A 25,952-nucleotide genomic window follows, 5' to 3' on the forward strand; every position below is an offset into this window, starting at 1 on the left:
CTTAATGAAATTCCGGTAAACAAACTATGAAAAACCTCATCGCCTTCAACAAACCCTACGGCGTAATCTGCCAATTCTCACCGCACGAAAAACACAAAAGCCTCAAAGACTTCATCGGCCTGCCCGGCTTCTATCCCGCCGGACGGCTCGACACCGACAGCGAAGGGCTGCTTCTGCTGACAGACGACGGCAGGCTTCAGGCGCAAATCGCCGACCCGAAATTCAAACAGCCCAAAACCTACTGGGCGCAACTGGAAGGCTCGCCCGACGAAAGCCGTTTGGATATTCTGCGAAAAGGTGTGGACTTGGGCGATTTCACTGCCCGCCCCGCCCTCGTCCGCGTTTTAAATCCCGGCGAAGCCGAGTGTTTGTGGGAGCGCGTTCCGCCGATACGCGTCCGCAAAACCGTTCCCGATTTTTGGATTGAAATTACCATTTCCGAGGGCAAAAACCGCCAAGTCCGGCGAATGACCGCCAAAGCCGGATACCCCTGCCTGCGACTGGTCAGGGTAGCCAGCGGCAGACTGAAACTGTTTGATTTGGATTTAAAACCCGGGGAATGGGCATACGCCCCGTTCAGACCATAAAGCCGCACTGCCCTGCCATTATCCTTTTGCCCCTGCCACTTACCGCTTAACGCTTAAAACAATTAGTAAAGCAAGGGCTTATTTTAATTATATAAGACGGCCTCAAATTTTTACCGATTGAAACATCTTTAATCACGATGAGCTACAAATTTTAAAGGCAGAAAGGGTTTTCTCCGTCCGGCGGAACAAAAATATGCCGTCCGAACGTTCGGGCGGCAGACAAAACGGCACTGCCCGATAAAGGCAGTGCCGTTGTCCGTTTCAAACCGTAAAACATCAGCCCAAATCAAAGGCTTTATGCAATACCCTGGTCGCCAGTTCCATGTATTTTTCATCAATCAATACGGAAACTTTGATTTCGGAGGTTGAAATCATTTGGATGTTGATGCCCTCTTCGGCGAGCGTGCGGAAGATTTTGGCGGCTACGCCGACGTGCGAACGCATACCCAAACCGACTGCGGAGACTTTGCACACGATGTCGTCGCCGTCGATGGAAGCCGCGCCGATGCTGTCTTGGCGTTCGGACAGGATTTCCAAAGTCTGTTTGTAATCGCCGCGCGGTACGGTAAAAGAAAAATCGGTCGTGCCTTCGCTGCCGACATTTTGGATAATCATATCGACTTCGATGTTGGCATCGGCGACCGCGCCCAAAATCTGATAGGCGACACCGGGTTTGTCGGGTACGCCGCGCACGTTGATGCGGGCTTGGTTTTTATCGAATGCGATACCGGTTACGGCGGCTTTTTCCATATTGTCGTCCTCTTCAAATGTGATTAAAGTGCCGTTGCCGCCGTCTTGCAGGCTGCTCAGTACGCGCAGGCGCACTTTGTATTTTCCGGCAAATTCTACTGAACGGATTTGCAAAACTTTCGAGCCGAGGCTTGCCAGCTCAATCATTTCTTCAAACGTTACCGTATCCATACGGCGCGCCTCGGGTACGACGCGGGGGTCGGTGGTATAAACGCCGTCCACGTCGGTATAGATTTGGCACTCGTCGGCTTTGAGCGCGGCGGCGAGCGCGACGGCGGAAGTGTCCGAACCGCCGCGTCCGAGCGTGGAAATATCGCCTTCGCTGCTGATGCCTTGGAAGCCGGCAACGATGACGACTTTGCCATCGGCGAGGTCGGCGCGCATTTTTTCATCGTCGATGCTTTCGATGCGGGCTTTGGTGTGGGCGGTATCGGTTTTGAGGGCGACCTGCCAGCCTGTGTAGCTTTTGGCATCCACGCCGATATTTTTCAACGCCATTGCCAAAAGGCCGATGGTTACTTGTTCGCCGGTGGAGAGGACAACGTCCAACTCACGCGGATCGGGGTGCTCCTGCATTTCGTGCGCCAACGCGACCAGGCGGTTGGTTTCGCCGCTCATCGCGGATACGACGACGACGATGTCGTGTCCTTCGGCGCGGGCTTTGGCGACACGTTTGGCTACGTTTTTGATGCGTTCGGGCGAGCCTACCGATGTGCCGCCGTATTTGTGTACGATTAACGCCATGTTTCGTGCTTTCTTGTGTGGGATTGGTCGGGCAGCATAGTTTGCTGGAAAAGCGGCTATTATTACTATTTTTTACATGAAGTTCAAGAACGGACTGCGCTTTCCCGCCTGCCGTTTGATAGCGGTCAGCAAAAAACCTGTTCTTTCAGATTTTTGACAAAATGCCGTCTGAACGGTTTTCAGACGGCATCCGGACAGTAATTAGGCGGCAGACAGCGCATTTTGCTGATATCGCACCAGCTCTCTTATGCCTTGTTCGGCCAGTCCGATCAGTTTGCCCAACTCGTCCAAACTGAACGGCGCGCCTTCCGCCGTCCCCTGTATTTCGATGATTTTCCCCGATGCGGTCATGACGATGTTCACATCACTGTCGCAACCGGAGTCTTCGGGATAATCCAAATCCAAAAGCGGCACGCCGTTCACTACGCCTGCTGATACGGCGGCAACGGCTTCGCGGATGGGGTTTTCGGTCAATATGCCGTCTGAAACCAGTTTGCTGACGGCGATTTGCAGCGCGACAAACGCACCGGTAATCGAAGCCGTGCGCGTGCCGCCGTCCGCCTGAATCACATCGCAATCAATCAGGATTTGTCGTTCGCCGAGTTTTTCCATATCCACGACCGCGCGCAGCGACCGTCCGATAAGGCGCTGGATTTCTTGTGTGCGTCCCGACTGTTTGCCTGCCGAAGCTTCGCGGCGCATCCGCGAAGAGGTTGAGGCGGGCAGCATACCGTATTCCGCCGTTACCCAGCCTTGGTTTTTACCGCGTAAAAACGGTGGGACATTTTCGTCTATGGAGGCTGTGCAGATGACTTTGGTGTTGCCGCATTCAATAAGGCACGAACCGTCCGTATGCGGCAGGAAATGAGGGGTGATTTTGATATCGCGCAGGCTGTCGGCGGCGCGTGAGGTGCGGATGTAATCAGGCATACTGCCCTCCCGTTAAAAACAGATAAATTAAAAAGCCTTAAATATGAAAAATCACATTTAAGGCCTTCAAACTGAAAATTTCTACGCTTCTTCGGCTTTACTGCGGATAATCAGCAGCGGCAGATGGCTTTGGCGCATGACGGTTTCGGCAAAACTACCCATTAAAAGGTGCATCAGCCCGGTGCGTCCGTGCGTACCCAACACCAGCAGGTCGGCACCGTTTTCATCGGCATAATCGACCAAATCCTGCGCCATTTCGCGCGCACCCTTATTGGCAACCAGCAGGTGTTTGACGGTATTTTCCACACCCAGTTCCCGGGCGGTGCGCTCGGCGGCATCCAAAACCTCGTTACCTTGCGCGACGGCGGCGGCTTCGTAGCTTTCGTGTTGCAAAAATTCGGGGGCGAGCGCCATATATTCGGCAGGATTGGCAACGTGCACCAAAGTCAGGCGCGCGCTGTTGACTCCTGCAAGTTCGGCGGCGTGTTTCAGGGCATTGATGGACGTTTCACTGCCGTCAACGGCAACAACCAGATGTTTGTACATATCGTATTCTCCTTTTGCACCGCCTCGCGGTGCCGTCTTGTCGGATGGGCGCAGGGACAGCTTGCGCCGTTTCATTATAGACCCGCCGTCGGGCTTTATACAACAGCCGAACAGCCCGACTGCTTTCCAGTATAATATGCCGCTTTCGTGCAGTCAGGCATTTTTTGCCGGCTTTCGTTCACTTTTTGATTTGACGCAATCTTGCAGGATTCGACCATGTCCGACAACGCTTTGACCTCTTCGCGACGCTTCGGCGGCATCGCCAGACTCTACGGAGACTCTGCCTTGGCGCACTTTTCACAGGCACACGTCTGCGTAGTCGGTGTAGGCGGAGTCGGCTCTTGGGCGGTCGAGGCTTTGGCGCGCACGGGCATCGGGCGTTTGACTTTGATTGATTTGGACAATGTTGCCGAATCCAATGTCAACCGCCAGCTGCACGCCCTGACCGGCGACTTCGGCAAAGCAAAAGTTACCGCCTTGCGCGAACGTATTACACAAATCAATCCGCAATGCGAAGTGTTTGAAATTGAAGATTTCGTTACCGAAGACAATTTGCCGGAATACTTCGGAAAAGGTTTTGATTTCGTCATCGACGCAATCGACCAAGTGCGCGTTAAAGCGGCAATGGCGGCTTATTTTGTGGAACGCAAACAACCGTTTGTCCTCAGCGGCGGCGCGGGCGGACAGAAAAATCCCGCCCTGATCCAAACCGCCGATTTGAGCCGCGCAACCCACGACCCGCTGCTTGCCAACCTGCGCTATACCTTACGGAAACGCTACGGATTCAGCCGCGATACGAAAGCAAAAATGCGCGTGCCGTGCGTGTTCTCAACCGAAAACATCGTGCCGCCGCAATCGGGCGCGGCATGTTCTGCCGATGCCGCACCGCAGGGCTTGTCGTGCGCGGGCTACGGTGCAAGCATGCTCGTTACCGCTTCGTTCGGGCTATATTGCGCACAGGCGGCGGTGGAACACATCGCGGGCAAAAAATAAGCAATGCCGTCTGGAACAGGATTCAGACGGCATTTTAACAAACTATGGTTATGATTTAGGACAAAAAAGGATACGGATAAAAAATAACATAAAATATATGATTCCTAAATAATATACCAAGTATCGGAGAGCTATTTAATGGAATTCGTTAATAATTTAGTTATTTTTTCATTTTTATTACTAATGCTTATTCCGATATTTTTTGTAGTATATGGTATATACCATAAGATACGTTATCGCAAAATATGTATCCTAAGAACAAGTTTTACATTATTAGTGGTAATACTTTGCAGTATGTATTACATATATTGCCGTTATCTTGACCAACAAAAAGTAGCTTATTATTGCATAGATGAGCAATGTATTTCTATTGTTCATCTATACAAAGATTATGGTATAAACTCTCCCACATATGCGAGAATTTACGCAGGAAAAATATTGTGTAGATTTCAAGTAAGAGCTAAAAATTACGCTGAATTACTTATGGAAGATGATATATCAATTAGTAAAAAAATTTTGGGGAATAAATTTATCATTTATGGGTCGCTACCTGTAATATACGGTAATGTAGATAATATTGAAGTAAAAGAAGCTACTGGTTATATAGATAGAGCCAGTACTGATTATATTGTCTCAAGAAACTTAAAATTCAGACATTTATATTAATTAAGAGGTTTAGCAAGAGTGCCGTCAAAATATAGGGCGCATCATCGAATTCGCGAAAGACAAACGCTACGATGAACGTTTCAAGGATTTGAAAAAAGAATCCATAGACTATCTAAACCGGCATCCCGGTTTGGTGGCCGACTACCTGAACGCGGCAATCAAGCTGTCGGTTCAGAAAAACCAACATCGGCACGCCTAAAACCGTATTCACAACCCGCTCCTTTTCAAAACATTTGCATTTAAAAGCCGTTATAATGCCGTCTGAACATCTGCCCGACCACATTATGCGTGAATGTCGGCAGATTGTTTTCTTTTGTAAACTTATATTAAAATCCACTTACCGATTCACGCCATGCCGCCCATCCCTGCCCCATCCGCACCATCCGAGCACACTGTCGCATGGGTATTCGGTCAACCCGTTACCGATTTGCCGCAGGATTTGTTTATCCCGCCCGACGCGCTGAAAGTCGTATTGGGCAGTTTTCAAGGCCCTTTGGATCTACTGCTGTATCTGATCCGCAAACAGAATATCGACGTACTAGATATTCCGATGGTGAAGATTACCGAACAGTATCTGCACTATATTGCCCAAATGGAAGCCTATCAGTTTGATTTGGCGGCGGAATACCTGCTTATGGCGGCCATGCTGATTGAAATCAAATCGCGCCTGCTGCTGCCGCGTACCGAAGCCGTCGAAGACGAAGAAGCCGACCCGCGTGCCGAGTTGGTGCGCCGCCTGTTGGCTTATGAACAGATGAAGCTGGCGGCACAAGGGTTGGATGCACTTCCTCGTGCAGGCAGAGATTTCGCATGGGCGTACCTGCCTCTGGAAATTGCCGTCGAAGCCAAGCTGCCCGAGGTTTACATCGCCGATTTGACGCAGGCATGGTTGGGCATTCTTTCTCGGGCAAAACATACGCGCAGCCACGAAGTGATCAAAGAAACCATCTCCGTGCGAGCGCAAATGACGGCAATCCTGCGCCGTTTGAACGGACACGGAATATGCGGGTTTCACGACCTGTTCAAGCCCGGACAGGGTGCGGCTTACGTGGTCGTCAACTTCATCGCACTGTTGGAGCTTGCCAAAGAAGGATTGGTCAGAATCGTACAGGAAAACAGTTTCGGAGAAATCCGAATCAGCCTCAATCATGAAGGGGCGCATTCAGACGGCATGAACGGGACAGAAACACCGGATTGACCTATTTAAAAAGGAACATGATGACAAGCAAACAAAACCAGGCCTCATTATGGGCGGTCGGACTCATGCTGTTTGCCCTGTTTTTTGGTGCGGGCAACCTGATTTATCCCGCCTATCTCGGTCAGCAGGCAGGCGAAAACTGGCTGATTTCCATGCCCGGCTTCCTATTGACCGGTGCAGGCCTGCCGCTATTGGGCGTAATCGCCATCGGCTACTCGGGTTCCCGTGATGTCGAAGCACTCGCCTCGCGTGTCGCCCCCTGGTACGGCATAGCGTTTGCCGCCTCCCTCTACCTTGCCATCGGCCCGCTGTTCGCCCTGCCCCGGACGGCGACGGTTTCCTTTGAAATCGGCGTTTTACCGCTGATCGACAATCTTTCCCCGAATATGGCTCAGGCAGTATTCAGCCTGCTTTTTTTCGGCCTGGCCTACTGGCTTTCGATGTCTCCGAGCAAATTGGTTGACCGCATCGGAAAAATCCTGACGCCCGCACTCCTGCTGACCATCGCCGTATTGGTCGGTTATGCCGCACTCAACCCCATCGGCGCACCGCTCGCTGCACAAGGCGATTTTGCCCTCCGCCCGATGATTAAAGGCATTTTGGAAGGCTACGGCACGATGGACGCCCTCGCCTCACTCGTCTTTGCCATTATCGTTATCGACGCCGTCCGCGCCATGGGTGTCGACAACCGTTCGGACCTGCTGAAAACCACCGCCATATCAGGCCTGATGGCTGCAGGCTGCCTTGCTGCGGTTTACCTGCTGATAGGCTATATGGGGGCGACCAGTGTGGCGGGAATCGGTTTGCAGGAAAACGGTGCGCTGGTATTGTCGAAATCGGCACAATACTATTTCGGACTGGGCGGCAACCTGCTGCTGGGCGTTATCGTACTGCTTGCCTGCCTAACCACGGCGGTCGGTCTGGTTACTTCGTGTGCCGAATACTTCAACCGCCTCTGTCCAGGCATTTCCTATAAAACCTTCGTCATCATCAATACGCTGGTTTCCATCGTCTTGGCAAACAAGGGGCTGTCAGCCATCCTGCAGATTTCCGTCCCCATGCTCATGCTGCTTTATCCGCTGACCATCGTACTCATCTTGCTGACCCTGACCGACAGGCTGTTCGGCGGTAGCCGCATCGTCTATTTCTGCACCATGATGCCCGCACTGGCGGTCGGCCTGCTCGATGCCTACAAAACCGCCTTCGGTTTCAGCGAAACGGCAGCAAAAGCCATCGACAAAGCCCTTCCCCTATACAGCATAGGACTGGGTTGGATTATTCCCTCTTTAACCTGCTTTGCCTTAGGCTGCCTGCTCAATGCGGCCGTAAGGAAGAAACCCTGAAACCATGCCGTCTGAAAGACCTTCAGACGGCATTTTCGGCACACGGGGCGGGCGCGATGTGTTCTAATACGCCCCAAGCCGCCAACAGAAACCGGGAGAACCGCCGCATGACAGGCATCATACATTCACTTCTTGACACCGACCTCTACAAATTCACTATGCTGCAAGTGGTTCTGCACCAGTTTCCGCAAACACACAGCCTTTACGAATTCCGATGCCGCAATGCCTCGACCGTCTATCCGCTTGCCGATATCAAGGAAGACTTGGAAAAGGAACTTGACTCACTCTGCCAACTGCGCTTTACCCATGACGAACTCGGCTATCTGCGCTCCCTGCGCTTCATTAAAAGCGACTTTGTCGATTATCTCGAACTCTTCCAGCTCCAACGCCGCTTCGTACAAGTCAGCCCCGATGCCGAAGGCCGTCTGAACATCCGCATCGAAGGCCCGATGATACAGGCGATGTTTTTTGAAATCTTCATCCTCGCCATTGTCAACGAACTTTACTTCCGCCGCCTCGAAACCCCCGCCGTTATCGAAGAAGGCGAACGCCGGCTTCAAGCCAAAGCCGCGCGCCTCAAAGAAATCGCCGCCGCACAAAACCCCGACGAACCGCCCTTCCTCATTTCCGACTTCGGCACACGCCGCCGCTACAAGCTCGCGTGGCAGGAACACGTCATCCGCACCCTGCTCGAAGCCGCCCCAAGCATCGTGCGCGGCACCAGCAACGTTTACCTCGCCAAAAAACTCGGCATCACGCCCATCGGCACCATGGCGCACGAATTCCTCCAAGCCTTCCAAGCCCTCGACGTACGCCTGCGGAATTTCCAAAAGGCCGCGCTCGAAAGCTGGGTGCACGAATACCGGGGCGATTTGGGCGTTGCCCTGACCGACGTGGTCGGTATGGATGCCTTCCTGCGCGATTTCGACCTCTATTTCGCCAAACTCTTCGACGGGCTGCGCCACGACAGCGGCGACCCTTACGTTTGGGGCGACAAAGCCTACGCCCACTATCAAAAGCTCAAAATCGACAGCCGCACCAAAATGCTGACCTTCTCCGACGGACTGGATATCGACCGATCTTGGGCTTTGCACCAATATTTCAAAGACCGCTTCAAAACCAGTTTCGGCATAGGCACCAACCTGACCAACGATATGGGGCATACGCCTTTGAATATCGTGTTGAAACTGGTCGAATGCAACGGGCAGTCCGTCGCCAAGCTGTCCGACTCGCCGGGCAAAACCATGACCAACAACAGCACCTTCCTCGCCTACCTGCGCCAAGTGTTCGACGTACCCGAACCCGAAACGCCGTAAACCGGCAGAAAAAGCGCACAATTCCTGTTTCTGCCGCATAAAATCTTTTAAAATACCGCCTGATTTGAATTTAACCGAAAGACCGAACTTCATGAACCTACATCAAACCGTCGAACACGAAGCAGCAGCCGCCTTTGCCGCCGCAGGCATCGCCGGCAGCTCCGTTGTCTTGCAGCCGACCAAAAATGCCGAACACGGCGATTTCCAAATCAACGGCGTGATGGGTGCGGCGAAAAAAGCCAAACAAAACCCGCGCGAATTGGCGCAAAAGGTCGCCGACGCATTGGCAGGCAACGCCGTCATCGAAAGCGCGGAAGTCGCCGGTCCCGGTTTTATCAACCTGCGCCTGCGCCCCGAATTCCTCGCCCGAAACATTCAGACGGCCTTGAACGACGCACGTTTCGGCGTGGCGAAAACCGACAAACCGCAAACCGTCGTTATCGACTATTCCTCGCCCAATCTGGCAAAGGAAATGCACGTCGGCCATCTGCGTTCCAGCATCATCGGCGACAGCATTTCGCGCGTATTGGAATTTATGGGCAACACCGTCATCCGCCAAAACCACGTCGGCGACTGGGGTACGCAGTTCGGCATGTTGGTCGCTTATTTGGTCGAACAGCAAAAAGACAATGCCGAGTTTGAACTGGCGGACTTGGAGCAGTTTTACCGCGCCGCCAAAGTACGCTTTGACGAAGACCCTGCCTTTGCCGACACCGCGCGCGAATACGTTGTGAAGCTGCAAGGCGGCGATGAAACCGTGTTGGCGTTGTGGAAACAGTTTGTCGATATTTCGCTCTCGCACGCCCAAGCCGTTTATGACACGCTGGGCTTGAAACTGCGCCCCGAAGACGTGGCGGGCGAATCGAAATACAACGACGATTTGCAGCCCGTAGTCGATGATTTGGTTCAAAAAGGTCTGGCAGTCGAAGACGACGGCGCAAAAGTCGTGTTCTTGGACGAGTTCAAAAACAAAGAAGGCGAACCCGCCGCGTTTATCGTGCAAAAACAAGGCGGCGGCTTCCTCTACGCCTCCACCGATTTGGCGTGCCTGCGCTACCGCATAGGCCGTCTGAAAGCTGACCGCCTGCTGTACGTCGTCGATCACCGTCAAGCCCTGCACTTTGAGCAGCTCTTCACCACTTCCCGCAAAGCAGGCTATCTGCCGGAAAACGTCGGCGCGGCATTTGTCGGCTTCGGCACGATGATGGGCAAAGACGGCAAACCGTTCAAAACGCGCAGCGGCGACACCGTGAAACTGGTCGATTTGCTGACCGAAGCCGTCGAGCGCGCCACTGCTTTGGTGAAGGAAAAAAATCCCGAATTGGGCGCGGATGAGGCGGCGAAAATCGGCAAAACCGTCGGCATCGGCGCAGTCAAATATGCCGACTTGAGCAAAAACCGCACCAGCGATTATGTGTTCGACTGGGACGCCATGCTCTCATTTGAAGGCAACACCGCCCCCTACCTGCAATACGCCTACACCCGCGTGCAAAGCGTATTCCGCAAAGCCGGCGAATGGGACGCAACCGCGCCAACCATTTTGACCGAACCGCTGGAAAAACAGCTTGCCGCCGAGCTGCTGAAATTTGAAGACGTGCTGCAAAGCGTGGCGGACACCGCGTATCCGCACTACCTCGCCGCCTACCTCTATCAAATCGCTACCTTGTTCAGCCGCTTCTACGAAGCCTGCCCGATTCTGAAAGCCGAAGGAGCAAGCCGCAACAGCCGCCTGCAACTGGCAAAACTCACCGGCGATACGCTGAAACAAGGCTTGGAGTTGTTGGGCATTGATGTGTTGGACGTAATGTAAAACCGCACCGCCCAATTGCGGACAACAGCCCCGCCATCCTCATCCGAATCTGAAAAAAGCGGCGCGATACACCGTATCCGCCGCCCTTCCCAAAATGCGAAACAGACAAACGCCAAGCAAGCAAGCAAGCAAGCAAGCAAGCAAGCAAGCAAAAAATTATAACCCCCTTCCTACCGACGCACTTTCCGCGCGGCGCATCCCCCTTTCCCCGCCCCTCAACCCTGCCTTTTCTTCAGGCAGGGTTTCAGCCCGCCTCCTTTCCCTGTTTTCCTTTCCCCGACACGCATGCGCGCCCCCTGCCGCACCGTGCCGCACTTTCGCGCCCGGACGGCATCGTTCCGCCATCCGGTTCTCTGTTTCAAATACCCCTGTTTCAGAAAAAAATACAGATGTTTCAACACACAGGACGACACATAAAACACCGCCCTATGTGTCGTCCTGATTTGGAAGGGGTTACGCCTCCCAAATAAAGTCTGATTCTGCCGCCCTAAAGGGCGGGGTTTCAACCGAAAAGGAAATACGATGAATATTCACGCCCTGCTCTCCAAACAATGGACGCTGCCGCCATTCCTGCCGAAACGGCTGCTGCTGTCCCTGCTGATCCTGCTGGTCCCCAATGCGGTGTTTTGGGTTTTGGCACTGCTGACCGCCACCGCCCGCCCGATTGTCAATTTAGACTACCTTCCCGCCGCGCTGCTGATCGCCCTGCCTTGGCGTTTCGTCAAAATTGCCGGCGTATTGGCATTTTGGCTGGCGGTTTTGTTTGACGGACTGATGATGGTGATCCAGCTCTTCCCTTTTATGGACCTCATCGGCGCCATCAACCTCGTCCCCTTCATCCTGACCGCCCCCGCCCCTTATCAGATAATGACCGGGCTGTTGCTGCTGTATATGCTGGCGATGCCGTTTGTGTTGCAGAAAGCCGCCGCCAAAACTGACTTCCGACACATTGCCGCCTGTGCCGCCGTCGTGGCGGCAGCCGGCTATTTCACCGGCCATTTGAGTTACTACGACCGTGGGCGGATGGCCAATATCTTCGGCGCAAACAACTTCTATTACGCCAAAAGTCAGGCGATGCTCTACACCGTCAGCCAGAATGCCGACTTTATTACCGCCGGTCTGGTCGATCCCGTCTTCCTCCCCTTGGGCAATCAGCAGCGTGCCGCCACGCGGCTGAGTGAGCCGAAATCTCAAAAAATCCTCTTTATCGTCGCCGAATCTTGGGGGCTGCCGGCCAATCCCGAACTTCAAAACGCCACTTTTGCCAAACTGCTGGCGCAAAAAGACCGTTTTTCGGTTTGGGAAAGCGGCAGTTTTCCCTTCATCGGCGCGACGGTCGAAGGCGAAATGCGCGAATTGTGCGCCTACGGCGGTTTGCGCGGGTTCGCACTGCGCCGCGCTCCCGACGAAAAATTTGCCCGCTGCCTCCCCAACCGTTTGAAACAAGAAGGTTACGCCACCTTTGCGATGCACGGCGCGGGCAGTTCACTTTACGACCGCTTCAGCTGGTATCCGAGGGCGGGCTTTCAAGAAATCAAAACCGCCGAAAACCTGATCGGTAAAAAAACCTGCGCCATTTTCGGCGGCGTGTGCGACAGCGAGCTGTTCGGCGAAGTGTCGGCATTTTTCAAAAAACACGACAAGGGACTGTTTTACTGGATGACGCTGACCAGCCACGCCGACTATCCCGAATCCGACATTTTCAACCACAGGCTCAAATGCACCGAATACGGCCTGCCCGCCGAAACCGACCTCTGCCGCAACTTCAGCCTGCACACCCAATTTTTCGACCAACTGGCGGATTTGATCCGACGACCCGAAATGAAAGGCGTGGAAGTCATCATCGTCGGCGACCATCCGCCGCCCGTCGGCAACCTCAATGAAACCTTCCGCTACCTCAAACAGGGGCATGTCGCCTGGCTGCACTTCAAAATCAAATAAGCAGATGCCGTCTGAAAGCACAAACAGCCTTCAGACGGCATTTTTCAGACAGGCCAACCCACATTCATCATCTCCGATAAATTGCCTTATAAGAATCCAAAAATCCAAAATCACAGGAAGTTATCAAAAAAAAACAGAAACCATCCGCCGTCATTCCCGCGAAAGCGGGAATCCGGAAACCCAAAGCCACGGGAATTTATCGGAAAAACCAAAACTCCTCCGCCGTCATTCCCGCGAAAGCGAGAATCCGGAAACCCAAAGCCACAGGAATTTATCGGAAATAACTGAAACGCCGCCGCCGTCGTTCCCGCGCAGGCGGGAATCTAGGTCTGTCGGTGCGGAAACTTATCGGATAAAACGGTTTCTTCAGATTTTACGTTCTGGATTCCCACTTTCGTGGGAATGACGGGATGTAGGTTCGTAGGAATGACGTGGTGCAGGTTTCCGTATGGATGGATTCGTCGTTCCCGCAAAAGCGGGAATCCAAAGCCACAGAAATTTATCGGAAAAACCGAAACTCAAAAACAACGGAAACCGAACGGACAGGATTCCCGCCTGCGCGGGAATGACGGCTCATACATCATCCAAAAAAATTGAAACCAAACAAATGGGACTCCCTCTTGCGTGAGGCTGACAGATGCCGTCTGAAAGGCTTTCAGACGGCATAGCTTTTTCTCTTTGAATTTATAGTGGATTAACAAAAATCAGGACAAGGCGACGAAGCCGCAGACAGTACAAATAGTACGGAACCGATTCACTTGGTGCTTCAGCACCTTAGAGAATCGTTCTCTTTGAGCTAAGGCGAGGCAACGCCGTACCGGTTTTTGTTAATCCACTATAAATTTGCTACAAAAAAGCTGCCCCAAATGAATACCCGGGCAGCTTTTTGTTGATATGGCTCCAATCAGCGGTGTTGCGGATTGTAACGTTTTTCCAAACGCAGGAATATCCAACCCAAGAAAGTCGTCATCAGAAGATAAATCAGGGCGACGGCATAAAGCGGTTCTTCATAAACCGAGTACCGGCCCGTAATCGTTTTCTGAACATACGCCAACTCCGGCACGGCAATGACCGACAGCAGCGAGCTGTCTTTCAAGAGTGTGATGAACTCGCTCGCCAAAGGCGGCAGCATACGGCGCAATGCCTGCGGCAGAATCACATAGCGCATCGCCTGCGGATAAGTCATACCCAAAGAACGCGCCGCCTCCATCTGCCCTTTGTCGATAGACTGGATGCCCGCGCGGAAAATCTCACAGATATACGCCCCCGAGTTGGCGATCAGTGCCAAAGAACCGGCAATCAGCGGGCCGTATCCCCGACGCAGCTCGACTGCCGCCTCGCCGCTGACCAAAATGCCGTCTGAAGGATGGACGAAAAACAGAAACCACACATACGCCCAAATCACAATCTGCACAAACAGCGGCGTGCCCCGGAACAGGGTAACGTACAACAGGGAAAACTTACGCAACGCCCACGCCAGCACGCGCATCGGCGCACCGGCTTTTTCCAAGTGAATCAGGCGCGCCAACGCCAAAAACAGCCCCAATACCGAACCACCCGCCGTTGCCACGACCGTCAGCCCCAAGGTCACCAGTGCGCCGTAAAGGAACATCCAGCGGTATTCGTAAATAATATCAAAACGAAAATCCATATACCGTCCGTATCAAAAACCGGCGGAACTGCCGCCGTTTACAAACAATCCGCCATTTTACCGTAAAAAACACTTCTTGAACTTTTTTATCGCGGCGGACGGCGGTTGCGCGTTTCCGCAAAAAATGCAGGGCGCGCGGTTTCAGACGGCATTTGCCGTTCAAAGCCGTGCGGTGTCTTTACCAAATGCCCAACCATTCGCCCACGGAATCCATCCAATCCTTATTGCCCCCGCCGTTCCTGCCTGCCCGGCGGTACGCCCACGGCGCTTGCGGGTTTTTAGCTTTCCACAATCCTTTGCGTTCCCTTTCCGCCTGCATCTGGGCATCGGCATAGTCGGCAAAATCCGCCTTATCCTGCTGTTTTTTAGCATAACTTTCATAATGCCACGCCGCCCCGTCCTGCACCTGCATCAGGTTCAAATCGGTTTTGCCGACAGAAACCTGCGCCACTTCGCGCTGATAACGGTCGGTATCGAACACGCGCACGCTGACTTTCCTGCCTTCCGCCGCCGCGCGCAGGTTGTCGCGCGAACGCGTGCCGTAAGCCTGTTTCATCTCCGGCGCGTCGATATACGCCATCCGGATTTTGTGTTTCGCGCCGTCGCCGTCGATGACGTGCAGGGTGTCGCCGTCATAGACTTTGGACACCGTGCCTGTATAGCGGTGACCGGATTTCGCCGATGCCCGTCGGCGGGCGGGCGCGTCGGAACCCACGTCTCCTGCCGTACCGAGTACGTCGAGTACGGCAACCGCCGTCCGCACCGCCTCGCTGCCGTATCCCGTATAACCCAACACGCCCAAAAGCGACAGGGCGACGGGAAGCCATTTCATGATTTTTTTAATCTGCATATTTTTCAAATACCGATGCCGTCTGAACATCTCTGAACCGGATTTCAGACGGCATCTTAACGTCAGGATTACCCTTGGCAGGGATAGATGATTTTCGCGCCGGCAGCCGTCCCCAAAATCAACACATCGGCGGCATCGCGGGCGAATATTCCGTTTTCGAGCACGCCGGTGATTTTGTTGATTTCGTCTTCCATCGTCAGCGGTTTGTCGATATTCAAGCCGTGGACATCGACGATTTGGTTGCCGTAAAACGTGGTGTAGCCGATACGCAGTTCGGGCTGCCCGCCCATAGCGAGCAGTTTGCGCGAAACAAGAGAGCGCGCGCTTTCGACGACTTCCACAGGCAGTGGGAATTTGCCCAGCCGTGAAACATATTTGCTTTCGTCCGCAATGCAGACGAATTTTTGTGATGCGCTGGCGACGATTTTTTCGTTGAGGTGTGCGCCGCCGCCGCCTTTAATCATTTGCAGGGCGTGGTTCACCTCGTCCGCACCGTCGATATAGACCGCCAAACCGGACACTTCGTTCAGGGAAACGACGGGAATATCATATTGGGCAAGCAGTTCGCTGGATTTTTTGGAGGTTGAAACCGCACCTTTGATTTTTTTACCGCTTTTACCCAAGGCTTCGATGAAAAAATTGATGGTCGAGCCGGTACCGATACCGATATATTCGTTTTCGGGTACGAATTCGACTGCTTTTTCGGCGGCGATGCGCTTGAGTTCGTCTTGTGTCGTCATATTTTTGTCCTTTGGGAAACCGTATCAACAAACAGCCGCCATCTTAACATTTTTTTGCACGTCCTGCCCGCCGGAAACCTGCCGCGTTCAAATCCGTATCAGCAATACCGCCGCCTGCGCCTCTATGCCTTCCATCCGTCCGAGATAGCCGAGTTTTTCGTTGGTTTTGCCTTTGATGTTGACGCACAAAATGTCTATGCCCAAATCGGCGGCGATGTTGGCACGCATTTGCGGAATGTGCGGCGCGAGCTTGGGTTTTTGCGCGATGACGGTCGTATCGACATTGACCGCCTGCCAACCCTGCGCCTGAATGCTTTGATACGCCGCACGCAAAAGGACACGGCTGTCCGCATCTTTGAACTCTGCGGCGGTGTCGGGGAAATGGCTGCCGATGTCGCCCAAACCTGCCGCACCGAGCAGCGCGTCGGTAATGGCGTGCAGCAGCGCGTCGGCATCGGAATGTCCGAGCAGTCCTTTTTCAAATGGGATTTCAACTCCGCCGAGTATCAGCTTTCTGCCTTCGCTCAGTTGGTGGACATCGTAGCCCTGTCCGATACGGATGTTTGTCATCGTTTATGTTCCTGATGGTTTGATTAAATTTCAGACGGCATCGAGCAGCAGCCTGACAATGTATGCGTCCTGCGGCTGCGTCAGTTTCAAATTGCGTGCGTCGCCCTGTATCAGTAGCGGACGCACACCCAATTTTTCCACGGCGGACGCTTCATCGGTAATGCCGTCCAAGTTTTCCGCAGTCAATGCGCGGTACAGCAGACCTGCTTGAAAAAGCTGCGGCGTTTGCGCCTGCCAAAGGCTCGTCCGCTCGACGGTTGCACTGATTTGTCCGCCTTCTGCGCGCTTGAGCGTATCGGCAACGGGAATTGCCAAAATTCCACCTTCGGCGGCGTTGCCCGCCTGTTCTATCAACCGCGTCAGGGCTTCAGACGGCAGGCAGCATCGGGCGGCATCGTGTACCAGAATATTGTCGGTTTCCGCCGCCAAACCGGTTTCCAACAGTTTTTCCACACCGTTGCGGACAGTTTCGGCGCGGGTCTGTCCGCCGTTTTTCCACACCCGAACCTGTGGAAATGCCGTCTGAACCTTATCGGCAAACGTGTCTTCGAGCGAGACGACAACGACGGTCAAATCGACGGCCTCATGCCGTTCAAAAATCCCAATCGTATGTTCCAAAACGGTTTTGCTTCCGATTTCGACATATTGCTTGGGTTTGTCCGTACCGAAACGCGCCCCGATGCCGGCGGCGGGAATCAGGGCGATATTTTTGCGCTTCATGCGTCCGTCCCGCCGTTTTCAGACGGCATCTGCGTCTTGCTCCAGATACAGGCTTCGCCCAAGCCGTCCAAATATCGCCCGTGCTCCGCCAACTCGTTTTCGTCCGCCCTGATGACTTTCAGTTTGCCACTGCGTTTGGTTTCGGTATGCGCCACGGGTTTGGTTTCCATTTTTTCCTCCTCGGCCTCCCCCATCAGGTCGAACTGCCGCCGCGTCATCGCCAGATAAACTTCGCCCAAAAGTTCGCAGTCGATCAATGCGCCGTGCAGGACGCGCTTGCTGCGGTCGACGGAAAAACGGTTGCACAGGGCATCCAGGCTGGCTTTCTGCCCGGGGAACATTTCGCGCGCCATCGCCAGGGTATCGGTAACGGTACAGCCGAGTTCCTCGACGGTCGGCAGCCCCATCCGGCGGAACTCCATATTGAGGAAGCCCACGTCGAATTTGGCATTGTGGATAATCAGTTCCGCACCGCGCAGAAAATCGGCAATCTGCCTTCCAACCTCTGCAAACGGCGGCGCGTTTTTCTCTTCCAAAACCTGTATCGTCAAGCCGTGGACGCGTGCCGCCTCTTCGGGCATATCGCGCTCGGGGTGGACATAGAGGTGCAGGTTTTTGTCGGTCATTTGGCGGTTGACCATTTCCAAACCGGCAAACTCGACCAGACGGTCGCCGCCGTCGGCATACAGGCCGGTGGTTTCGGTATCGAGGATGATTTGGCGTTGAATCATGTCTGCTTCTTTCTTCAAATTTTCCATCTACTGACTATTTTTTAGGCAGCGTATTTTTCTGTTTTCATTTCAATGCACAAACCCACTTATTCACAGCGTGTTCACAACATTGGACAGGCGGATTGTGTATTTTGGGGACAATTTTTTCAGACGGCATTCAACGTTTTTCCCCAATCGGCACAACTCCCAAAAACCGCTTCTCACGTTTCACCAAATACACCAACAGCGGAATATTGCCCAAGGCGACAATCAGATACAGCAGTGAAATGCTGTCAAACAAAAACAGCAGCACCGCGCTCAAAACGGCGGCGGAAACCATAAAGATGCCGTTAATGATATTGTTGGCGGCAACCGCGTGGGCGCGGAAGGTTTCACTGCTGGCGGTTTGCAGCCAAGTATAGAGCGGAACGGAGAAGAAGCCGCCGAAAAAGCCGATCAGCGTCATCACCGCCATCACGGGATATGCCCATCCTTGCGATAAAAACCAAAAAATGCCGTTCAGCCCTTCAAAACGGTGTCCGTGCGTCAGCCACACCAAAACCAGGCCGCAAACCGTCAAACCGAACGCACCAACCGTTACCCAAGCCAGCATCAGGCGTTCCCTGCTGAACTTGGCACACAGTACCGAACCGGCGGCAATACCGATGGAAAACAAAGCAAGCATCAGGTTAAAAACATTGTCGTTGCCGCCCAAATGGATTTGGGTAAAGGTCGGCAGTTGCGTAGTATAGACCGCGCCGACAAACCAAAACCACGAAATACCGATAATGGCGGTAAAGACGGGTTTGTACCGCACCGTTTCACGAAGCAGGGATTTTGTGCCACGGACAATATTCCACTCGATTTCCGTATCTGCCGCTTTGGCGGGTACAGACGGCATAAACAGGCTGCCGGCCGTGCCTCCGACGGCGACCAGCAAAACCAGTATCCCGACAATACAAGGCGGCGCGCCGGCAACCGCCGTTCCCAAAATCTGACCGAACAGGATGGCGATAAACGTACCGGATTCAATCAGGCTGTTTCCCATCATCAGCTCTTTGTCGTTGAGGTAATCCGGCAGGATGGCGTATTTCAGCGGGCCGAACAGCGTCGATTGCGCGCCCATGCAAAACAGACAGACCAAAAGCAGCGGGGCAGACCGGATATAAAACCCGTATGCCGCCACCGCCATAATGATGATTTCCAGCATCTTGACCCACCGCGCCAAAACGGCCTTGTCGAATTTATTGCTCAACTGTCCCGACAGTGCAGAAAACAGGAAATACGGCAGGATAAACAGCAACGCGCCCAAATTCAACATCTGTCCGGCAGGCAGAACGCCGTTTTGCCCCAAACCGTAAAAGCTGATCATCACAAACAGCGCGGTTTTAAACACATTGTCGTTGAACGCGCCGAGAAACTGCGTGCCGAAAAGCGGGGCGAAACGGCGGCTTTTGCACAATCCCCGGACACCCTGCTCAGCGTTCATCTTTTTCCTCTTTCTTTTCAACCAGTTTACTTGTCGAATCATCATCCATCAGAATGCGGTGCGCCGGCCCTTCCAAGTCGTCAAACTGCCCGTTTTTGCCCGACCACCAGAAAAACCAGCCGATAACAAATGCCAAAATAATGCTGATGGGCACCAATATAAACATGCTTTCCATCACATATTCCCTGTCAAATCGTTCAAAACAAAAGTCTGCCCCGACACGTTCAGATATTCGTTACGCAAAGTTCCGACGGGGGCTTCGTCAAAAAACAGCTCGATACGGTCTTTGACCACGCGCCAATATTGGGGAATTTCCGTCTGGGCAAACGGCGAAAGGACATGATTTTCCATTCCTCCTTCAAGTTTGACGGCAAAACGCCCGCTCTGCGGCCGTGCTTCCGATTCGTCGTCGGCAAGCAGGATGAAGAAGCCTATATGCCGTCCCAATTGGGTATGGATACTGAAATAATGCATAAATCCCCCATCTGCCTTTTTCAGACGGCATCAACCAAAAACAGGGCAAATGTACCAGTTTGGACGGGAAGAATGCAAAGAAATTCTCCCTCCCACAGCCGAAAACACCGGCAAACCCCATATTTCCCCTTATTCGTCAAAAAATTACGCATTCTTCCATTTTCACGCAAACGCCCGATTAAGCCAAGCAATTGCAAAGATTTTTTGCTAGAATAGCCTGCTTCTTTTATCAACCGTTTCAGACGGCCCCACTACTTTCCCGCCAAGGAAGGCAAAATGGATTCGGCACGGGGCTTGGTTAGTATCCGGTGCCGATTCCGATGCCGTCTGAAACTTTCCGGAGTAAGAAAATGTCCCAAAAATTAATCTTGGTTTTGAACTGCGGCAGTTCGTCCCTCAAAGGCGCGGTCCTGGATAACGGCAGCGGCGAAGTCCTGCTGAGCTGCCTTGCCGAAAAACTCAACCTGCCCGACGCATACATCACATTCAAAGTAAACGGCGAAAAACACAAAGTCGATCTGTCTGCCAAACCCGACCACACCGGCGCAGTTGAAGCCCTGATGGAAGAACTCAAAGCCCACAGCCTCGACAGCCGCATCGGTGCCATCGGACACCGCGTCGTCAGCGGCGGCGAACTGTACAGCGAATCCATCCTCGTTGACGACGAAGTCATCGCCGGCATCGAAAAATGCATCCCGCTCGCCCCCCTGCACAACCCTGCCCACCTCTTGGGCCTGCGTGCCGCGCAAAGCATCTTCAAAGGCCTGCCCAACGTCGTCGTTTTCGACACCGCCTTCCATCAGACTATGCCGGAACACGCCTACAAATACGCCGTTCCGCAAGAATTGTATGAAAAATACGGCCTGCGCCGCTACGGCGCGCACGGTACCAGCTACCGCTTCGTCGCCGACGAAACCGCGCACTTCCTCGGCAAAGACAAAAAAGACCTGCGTATGGTCATCGCCCACTTGGGCAACGGCGCGTCCATTACCGCCGTCGCAAACGGCGAATCCCGCGACACCAGCATGGGCCTGACCCCGCTGGAAGGGCTGGTAATGGGTACGCGCAGCGGCGACATCGATCCTTCCGTATTCGGCTTCCTCGCCGAAAACGCCAATATGACCATTGCTCAAATCACCGAAATGCTGAACAAAAAATCCGGCCTGCTCGGTATTTCCGGCCTGTCCAACGACTGCCGCACCATTGAAGAAGAGGCCGCCAAGGGGCATAAAGGCGCGAAATTGGCCTTGGATATGTTTATCTACCGCCTTGCCAAATACATCGGCAGCATGGCGGTTGCCGCAGGCGGCTTGGACGCACTGGTCTTTACCGGCGGCATCGGCGAAAACTCCGACATCATCCGCGAACGCGTGATCGGCTACTTGAGCTTCCTCGGTCTGAACATCGACCAAGAAGCCAACCTGAAAGCCCGCTTCGGCAACGCCGGCGTGATTACCACTGCCGACAGCAAAGCCGTTGCCGTGGTCATTCCGACCAACGAAGAGCTGATGATTGCCCACGATACCGCCCGTTTGAGCGGTCTGTAAGGTTTTATCCTCACGCGAACTGCCTCCGGAAACGGAGGCAGTTTTTTTATCCGGCTTTCCATACTTAAACAGCACTGCCTCTTTTCAGACATTGACGGGTGCAGCCGCCTACCTGAACCTTAATGATTGACTATTTTTTAATCACGTTATTATTTTCCATAAAATACATGGTATTAAGATGTTTTTCCACAAAAGATACACACACCGGCAAACACCGGCTGTGTTTATCTTTTCTTATGCCTATTTTTTAATCATCGTATTTTTATCTTTTAATTTCAATACGAAAACCGACTTATACACATGGTTTTCACATCTTTGGACTGCTTCCGTGTGTATAGCGGATATTGCCGTTTTCCTTTCTGACAAAAATGCCGTCTGAACGTTCAGACGGCATTTCCAACATCGGTATTCAGCGGTTCTGCTCATACCATTCTACAAACTTGTCGGCTTTGACAAAGCCCAGAAGCGGCTCGCTGCGGCTGCCGTCCGCACGGACGACAAACACGCCCGGCGGCCCGAACAGACCGTATTCTTTCAACAACGCCTGATGTTCGGGCGTATTGGCGGTTACATCGATTTGGAAAAAGCGTTCCATATCGACCGCCTGATGCACTTCCGGCTGATTGAGCGTGTATGCCGCCATTTCTTTGCAGGAAATGCACCAGTCGGCATAAAAATCCAAAACGACGGGTTTGTCGGGATGTTCTTTCAACGCCGTATCCATCGCTGCCTTCAGCGCGGCAGTATCGGCAAACATTTTGCCGTGTTCCGAAGATTTGCCTGCTTCGGCCGGGGGATTGAGGGTCAGGAAATGGTGCAGCGCGGTCGTTTTGCCGTTTGCGCCCTGCCAGCCGAACCACGCGCCGCCTATCAGCAAAATGCCGCCCAACACATACGCCGCCGCTTTCGGACGGCGTTTCTGCCTGCGTCCGTTGACCAGCAGCATAAAGGCAGGAACCAGCATCAGCAGCGTGTACAGCGCGACGACGAGATAATAGGGCAAATGCGGCGTGGCGAGGTAAACGGCGACGGCTAGCAGGATGAAGCCGAATGCGTATTTGACGGCATTCATCCAATCACCAGCCTTAGGCAGGATATGTCCGCCGAACGTGCCGATGGCAATCAGCGGCACGCCGGTGCCCAACGCCAAAGTGTAAAGTGCCAAACCGCCCAAAACCGCATCGCCCGTCTGACCGATATAGCCCAAGGCAAATGCCAGCGGCGGGGCGACGCACGGCCCGACAATCAGCGCGGACAATATGCCCATAATAAAGACGGAAACGATTTTACCGCCTGAAAGTTTGCTGCTCTGGTTTTGGAAATACGACTGTACGGCGTTGGGAAGCTGGATGTTGAACAGCCCGAACATAGACAGTGCCAAGACGACCATCAAAGCCGATGCCGCCAACACGACCCAAGCCTGCTGCAACCATACGGTCAGCAGCGCGCCCGTCAGTCCGGCAACAATGCCGACCAGCGTATAAGTCAGAGCCAAACCCTGAACATAAACGACGGACAGCACAAACGCCCGTGCCTTGCCCGCCTTTTTGTCACCGACCACGATACTGGAAACAATCGGCAACAGGGGATACATACAGGCGGTAAAACTCAGACCCAAACCGGCGAGAAAAAACGCCAACAGGTTGGCGTTGAGCGTATCCCAAGACAGCTTGAAACGGCTGTCGCCGCCCTCGTCCCCCTTCGGGGGCGGCAACGCCTCGCTGCCGTTTGGGGCGGAAGGCTGCAAAAAGCGGTCTTTGGCCGATGCCGGTTCGTCGGTTTGCGGATGGTAAGTGCCGTTGCCGGAAATATCAAACTCGGTATCCACGGGCGGATAGCACACACCGGCTTCGGCACAGCCCTGATAGGTCAAAACCAATTTATACGGTTCGCCGACAGCCTTTGCATAAGGAAAGGCAACATGCGCCTCGTGATGGTAAACCGTCTGCCTGCCAAAAAACTCGTCTTCCTTCTCTTCGCCCTTGCTGAAAGAAGGCTGTCCCAACAAATCCGCCGGATCGGTTTTGCCGACGATTTTCGCCTGATACATATAGTATCCGTCGGCAATCCTGAAACGGACGTTCACACCGTCGTCGGCAACGGTAAGCTCCGGCACGAATGCCTTTTCCGGCGGCAGCAGATCGTTCGCATCCAGCGCGAAAGCCCGTCCGCACAACATCAAAAATACGGCGAACAGGCAAATCAGTTTTTTCATAATCGAATCCGTTTCAGACAAATAATTTGTCCACATTATAAAAGGTAAGGTTGACGGCGGGATTTAATTTATGTAAAACCCGCCATTGTCCGAACCTATTTACATAAACATCTTATCGAACCCGCCATGTACGATGTCAATACCCACGATGTCCGCCGCTTTTTCGCCCGCGTGTGGCAGCAGCGGCTCAATCCGCTGCAATTGGGCGCGTTGGAACAGAAAGCCCTCCGCATTGTCGAGGCCCATCCCGAATACCACCGCTATCTCGAACATATCGAAGACCATCTGGACACCGACTGGCTGCCGGAAAACGGCGAAAGCAACCCGTTTCTTCACATGTCGCTGCACCTTTCCATCCAAGAACAGGCAGGCATAGACCAACCGCACGGGATACATGCCATCCATAAAACATTGTGTGCCAAAAACGGCTGGCTCAAAGCCGAACACGAAATGATGGAGGCGCTGGCGGAAACACTGTGGACGGCGCAACGCTACGGCACCGGTTTGGATGTCAATTTCTACATGACCCGACTGCGCAAACTCATCGGCTTGGGTGCGGAGGATCGAGCCAGGTTGAACCCGCATGAAATCGCCTGACCATACCGACCGCCTGCAAAATGCCGTCTGAAGCGGAACAACCCCTTTCAGACGGCATTCATTTCCCCCAATCATTTCCACAACGCGCGTTTCAGCATAATCAGCCAATCCTTCTTATCCAAAACCGGACGTTGTGCAAACACATCGTAGCCGCACGCGTCCAGTTTCTGCAAAATCAACTGCGCCCCCAACACAATCATACGGAGTTCCAAACCGATACGCCCTTTCAATTCGCGCGCCAAAGGCGAACCCGCCTTCAGCATACGGAATGCGCGCCGGCACTCATACGCCATCAGCCGCTGAAATGTCGCATCCGCCCGTCCTGCCGCAATCTGTTCCTCGGAAACACCGAATTTCAACAAATCGTCCTGCGGAATATAAACCCTGCCCTTTTGCCAATCCACAGCCACATCCTGCCAGAAATTCACCAGTTGCAAAGCCGTACAAATGCCGTCGCTTTGCGCCACGCACACCGCATCCGTTTTCCCGTACAAAGCCAGCATAATGCGTCCGACAGGGTTGGCGGAACGCCGGCAATAATCGGCCAGCTCGCCGAAATGCGCGTACCTCGTTTTGACCACATCCTGCGAAAACGCCGAAAGCAAATCATAAAACGGCTGCAAATCCAAACCGAACGGCACAACGGCCTCGGCATCCAATCGTGCAATCAAAGGATGCGCCGACCGGCCGCCCGATGCCAACACGTCCAACTCGCGCCGCAAACCCTCCAACTTCGCCAACCTGGCTTCAGACGGCATACTGCCCTCGTCCGCCATATCGTCCGCCGTCCGTGCAAACGCGTACACCGCATGAACCGGCTTCCTCAACCTGCGCGGCAAAATCAGCGAACCGACGGGAAAATTCTCATAATGCCCAACCGACATACCTTCTCCATCCATCAAACAAAATGCCGTCTGAAACGGAACAAACCCTTTTCAGACGGCATCAGATACCTCCAAGCTGCCGGCAATCAGTGGTGGTGATGACCGTGCGGACCGTGGACATGACCGTGTGCAATTTCCTCATCGGATGCATCGCGCACGCTTTCAACCGTAGCCTTAAAGCGGATTTTCATGCCTGCCAAAGGATGGTTGCCGTCCACCACCGCCTTGCCGTCGGCAACATCGGTTACACGATAGACGACAACATCGCCCGTTTCAGGATCGTCGGCTTCAAACATCATGCCGACTTCGACTTCAACAGGGAACACGCCCACATCTTCAATACGGACCAACTCCGGATCCTGCTCGCCGAACGCATCGTCGGGCGAAAGTACCACATCGACCGTATCGCCGGCATCCTTGCCGTGCAACGCCTCTTCCACCAAAGGGAAAATGCCGTCGTAACCGCCATGCAGATACGCAATCGGTTCTTCGGTTTTGTCCAAAAGCTGATTGTTGGCATCATACATCTCATAATGCAGCGAAACCACGGAATTTTTTGCAATAGCCATATTTGTCCTTTCAGGAACAGCAGATTGATTACAGGCGCATTCTAACACAACCGCCGCGCCGGCCGATTACCGTTAACCTGTTCATAAACTGTACGGCACATATTTCAATGTA

The 25,952-nt window shown here is 53.4% G+C and carries 25 protein-coding genes and 1 pseudogene; 11 read left to right on the forward strand and 15 right to left on the reverse strand.

The window, feature by feature from the left end:
- Positions 1-26 precede the first annotated feature (26 nt).
- Positions 27-587, forward strand: a complete 561-nt coding sequence (locus Q9J32_RS03600) for an rRNA large subunit pseudouridine synthase E (RefSeq protein WP_301885227.1) — start codon at positions 27-29, stop codon at positions 585-587.
- 276 nt (positions 588-863) lie between these two features.
- On the opposite strand, the gene Q9J32_RS03605 is transcribed toward Q9J32_RS03600, so the two are convergent.
- The 3 genes from Q9J32_RS03605 to Q9J32_RS03615 all read right to left on the reverse strand — a co-directional run bounded on the left by Q9J32_RS03605 (position 864) and on the right by Q9J32_RS03615 (position 3,557).
- Positions 864-2,081, reverse strand: a complete 1,218-nt coding sequence (locus Q9J32_RS03605) for an aspartate kinase (RefSeq protein WP_301818791.1) — start codon at positions 2,079-2,081, stop codon at positions 864-866.
- A 201-nt stretch (positions 2,082-2,282) separates the two neighbouring features.
- A complete protein-coding gene (gene rph, locus Q9J32_RS03610) occupies positions 2,283-3,011 on the reverse strand; it encodes a ribonuclease PH (protein WP_301885225.1) in 729 nt (242 codons plus the stop codon).
- An 81-nt stretch (positions 3,012-3,092) separates the two neighbouring features.
- Positions 3,093-3,557 (reverse strand): universal stress protein, encoded by a 465-nt coding sequence (locus tag Q9J32_RS03615; protein ID WP_002235032.1) that lies wholly within the window; start codon positions 3,555-3,557, stop codon positions 3,093-3,095.
- A 216-nt stretch (positions 3,558-3,773) separates the two neighbouring features.
- On the opposite strand from Q9J32_RS03615, the gene Q9J32_RS03620 reads away from it, so the two are divergent.
- The 8 genes and pseudogenes from Q9J32_RS03620 to Q9J32_RS03650 all read left to right on the forward strand — a co-directional run bounded on the left by Q9J32_RS03620 (position 3,774) and on the right by Q9J32_RS03650 (position 12,824).
- Complete coding sequence (locus tag Q9J32_RS03620) at positions 3,774-4,550, forward strand: tRNA threonylcarbamoyladenosine dehydratase (protein ID WP_301885223.1); 777 nt, start codon at positions 3,774-3,776, stop codon at positions 4,548-4,550.
- A gap of 138 nt (positions 4,551-4,688) precedes the next feature.
- On the forward strand, positions 4,689-5,216 hold the full coding sequence (locus Q9J32_RS03625; RefSeq protein ID WP_304673079.1) for a hypothetical protein: 528 nt from the start codon (positions 4,689-4,691) through the stop codon (positions 5,214-5,216).
- Between the two features lie 16 nt (positions 5,217-5,232).
- Positions 5,233-5,370: pseudogene (locus tag Q9J32_RS10195) on the forward strand (VENN motif pre-toxin domain-containing protein); the annotation flags it as partial.
- 198 nt (positions 5,371-5,568) lie between these two features.
- The gene (locus tag Q9J32_RS03630) at positions 5,569-6,414 is read left to right on the forward strand and encodes a segregation and condensation protein A (RefSeq protein ID WP_301885220.1); all 846 of its coding nucleotides are present in this window, start codon (positions 5,569-5,571) and stop codon (positions 6,412-6,414) included.
- A 17-nt stretch (positions 6,415-6,431) separates the two neighbouring features.
- On the forward strand, positions 6,432-7,757 hold the full coding sequence (gene brnQ / locus Q9J32_RS03635; protein WP_301885218.1) for a branched-chain amino acid transport system II carrier protein: 1,326 nt from the start codon (positions 6,432-6,434) through the stop codon (positions 7,755-7,757).
- A 107-nt stretch (positions 7,758-7,864) separates the two neighbouring features.
- Positions 7,865-9,073, forward strand: coding sequence for a nicotinate phosphoribosyltransferase (pncB, locus tag Q9J32_RS03640; protein ID WP_301885292.1), 1,209 nt, complete (start codon positions 7,865-7,867; stop codon positions 9,071-9,073).
- Between the two features lie 91 nt (positions 9,074-9,164).
- Positions 9,165-10,883, forward strand: a complete 1,719-nt coding sequence (gene argS, locus Q9J32_RS03645; protein ID WP_301885216.1) for an arginine--tRNA ligase — start codon at positions 9,165-9,167, stop codon at positions 10,881-10,883.
- Between the two features lie 522 nt (positions 10,884-11,405).
- Positions 11,406-12,824 carry a sulfatase-like hydrolase/transferase gene (locus Q9J32_RS03650; protein ID WP_301885213.1) on the forward strand — a complete coding sequence of 473 codons (1,419 nt, stop codon included), beginning with the start codon at positions 11,406-11,408 and terminating at the stop codon, positions 12,822-12,824.
- 904 nt (positions 12,825-13,728) lie between these two features.
- On the opposite strand, the gene Q9J32_RS03655 is transcribed toward Q9J32_RS03650, so the two are convergent.
- The 9 genes from Q9J32_RS03655 to Q9J32_RS03695 form a co-directional block, all read right to left on the reverse strand.
- Positions 13,729-14,475: an amino acid ABC transporter permease gene (locus tag Q9J32_RS03655; protein ID WP_301674174.1), complete on the reverse strand. Its 747-nt coding sequence runs from the start codon at positions 14,473-14,475 to the stop codon at positions 13,729-13,731.
- Positions 14,476-14,653: 178 nt separating this feature from the next.
- Positions 14,654-15,325, reverse strand: coding sequence for a thermonuclease family protein (locus Q9J32_RS03660; RefSeq protein ID WP_301885211.1), 672 nt, complete (start codon positions 15,323-15,325; stop codon positions 14,654-14,656).
- 68 nt (positions 15,326-15,393) lie between these two features.
- Entirely contained in the window at positions 15,394-16,065 is a 672-nt protein-coding gene (gene rpiA, locus Q9J32_RS03665; protein ID WP_301885209.1) for a ribose-5-phosphate isomerase RpiA, read from the reverse strand.
- A gap of 87 nt (positions 16,066-16,152) precedes the next feature.
- Positions 16,153-16,635 carry a 2-C-methyl-D-erythritol 2,4-cyclodiphosphate synthase gene (gene ispF, locus Q9J32_RS03670; protein WP_301885206.1) on the reverse strand — a complete coding sequence of 161 codons (483 nt, stop codon included), beginning with the start codon at positions 16,633-16,635 and terminating at the stop codon, positions 16,153-16,155.
- 30 nt (positions 16,636-16,665) lie between these two features.
- Positions 16,666-17,355 carry a 2-C-methyl-D-erythritol 4-phosphate cytidylyltransferase gene (ispD, locus tag Q9J32_RS03675; RefSeq protein ID WP_301885204.1) on the reverse strand — a complete coding sequence of 230 codons (690 nt, stop codon included), beginning with the start codon at positions 17,353-17,355 and terminating at the stop codon, positions 16,666-16,668.
- Positions 17,352-18,086 carry a DNA polymerase III subunit epsilon gene (gene dnaQ / locus Q9J32_RS03680; protein ID WP_301885203.1) on the reverse strand — a complete coding sequence of 245 codons (735 nt, stop codon included), beginning with the start codon at positions 18,084-18,086 and terminating at the stop codon, positions 17,352-17,354. Before dnaQ ends, ispD begins: the two co-directional genes overlap by 4 nt.
- Before the next feature lie 157 nt (positions 18,087-18,243).
- Entirely contained in the window at positions 18,244-19,554 is a 1,311-nt protein-coding gene (locus Q9J32_RS03685) for an MFS transporter (RefSeq protein WP_301885201.1), read from the reverse strand.
- Positions 19,544-19,729: a cbb3-type cytochrome oxidase assembly protein CcoS gene (ccoS, locus tag Q9J32_RS03690; RefSeq protein ID WP_301885200.1), complete on the reverse strand. Its 186-nt coding sequence runs from the start codon at positions 19,727-19,729 to the stop codon at positions 19,544-19,546. The genes Q9J32_RS03685 and ccoS overlap by 11 nt, the downstream gene beginning before the upstream one ends.
- Positions 19,729-20,028 carry an HLGFF motif protein gene (locus Q9J32_RS03695; RefSeq protein ID WP_301885198.1) on the reverse strand — a complete coding sequence of 100 codons (300 nt, stop codon included), beginning with the start codon at positions 20,026-20,028 and terminating at the stop codon, positions 19,729-19,731. The genes ccoS and Q9J32_RS03695 overlap by 1 nt, the downstream gene beginning before the upstream one ends.
- Before the next feature lie 350 nt (positions 20,029-20,378).
- Between Q9J32_RS03695 and Q9J32_RS03700 the strand changes: the two genes are divergently transcribed.
- Positions 20,379-21,575 carry an acetate kinase gene (locus tag Q9J32_RS03700; RefSeq protein WP_301885291.1) on the forward strand — a complete coding sequence of 399 codons (1,197 nt, stop codon included), beginning with the start codon at positions 20,379-20,381 and terminating at the stop codon, positions 21,573-21,575.
- A 409-nt stretch (positions 21,576-21,984) separates the two neighbouring features.
- Here the strand turns inward: Q9J32_RS03700 and Q9J32_RS03705 are convergent, their stop codons facing one another.
- Complete coding sequence (locus Q9J32_RS03705) at positions 21,985-23,826, reverse strand: protein-disulfide reductase DsbD (protein ID WP_301885197.1); 1,842 nt, start codon at positions 23,824-23,826, stop codon at positions 21,985-21,987.
- Between the two features lie 90 nt (positions 23,827-23,916).
- On the opposite strand from Q9J32_RS03705, the gene Q9J32_RS03710 reads away from it, so the two are divergent.
- Positions 23,917-24,387 (forward strand): DUF1841 family protein, encoded by a 471-nt coding sequence (locus tag Q9J32_RS03710; RefSeq protein WP_301885195.1) that lies wholly within the window; start codon positions 23,917-23,919, stop codon positions 24,385-24,387.
- Between the two features lie 71 nt (positions 24,388-24,458).
- Here the strand turns inward: Q9J32_RS03710 and hpnC are convergent, their stop codons facing one another.
- Together hpnC and Q9J32_RS03720 are read right to left on the reverse strand one after the other, a co-directional pair.
- A complete protein-coding gene (gene hpnC / locus Q9J32_RS03715; RefSeq protein WP_301885290.1) occupies positions 24,459-25,271 on the reverse strand; it encodes a squalene synthase HpnC in 813 nt (270 codons plus the stop codon).
- 86 nt (positions 25,272-25,357) lie between these two features.
- Entirely contained in the window at positions 25,358-25,840 is a 483-nt protein-coding gene (locus Q9J32_RS03720) for an FKBP-type peptidyl-prolyl cis-trans isomerase (protein WP_301885193.1), read from the reverse strand.
- Positions 25,841-25,952: the final 112 nt, after the last annotated feature.

The sequence above is a fragment of the Neisseria uirgultaei genome, from assembly GCF_962719845.1.
Lineage (GTDB): Bacteria > Pseudomonadota > Gammaproteobacteria > Burkholderiales > Neisseriaceae > Neisseria > Neisseria bergeri.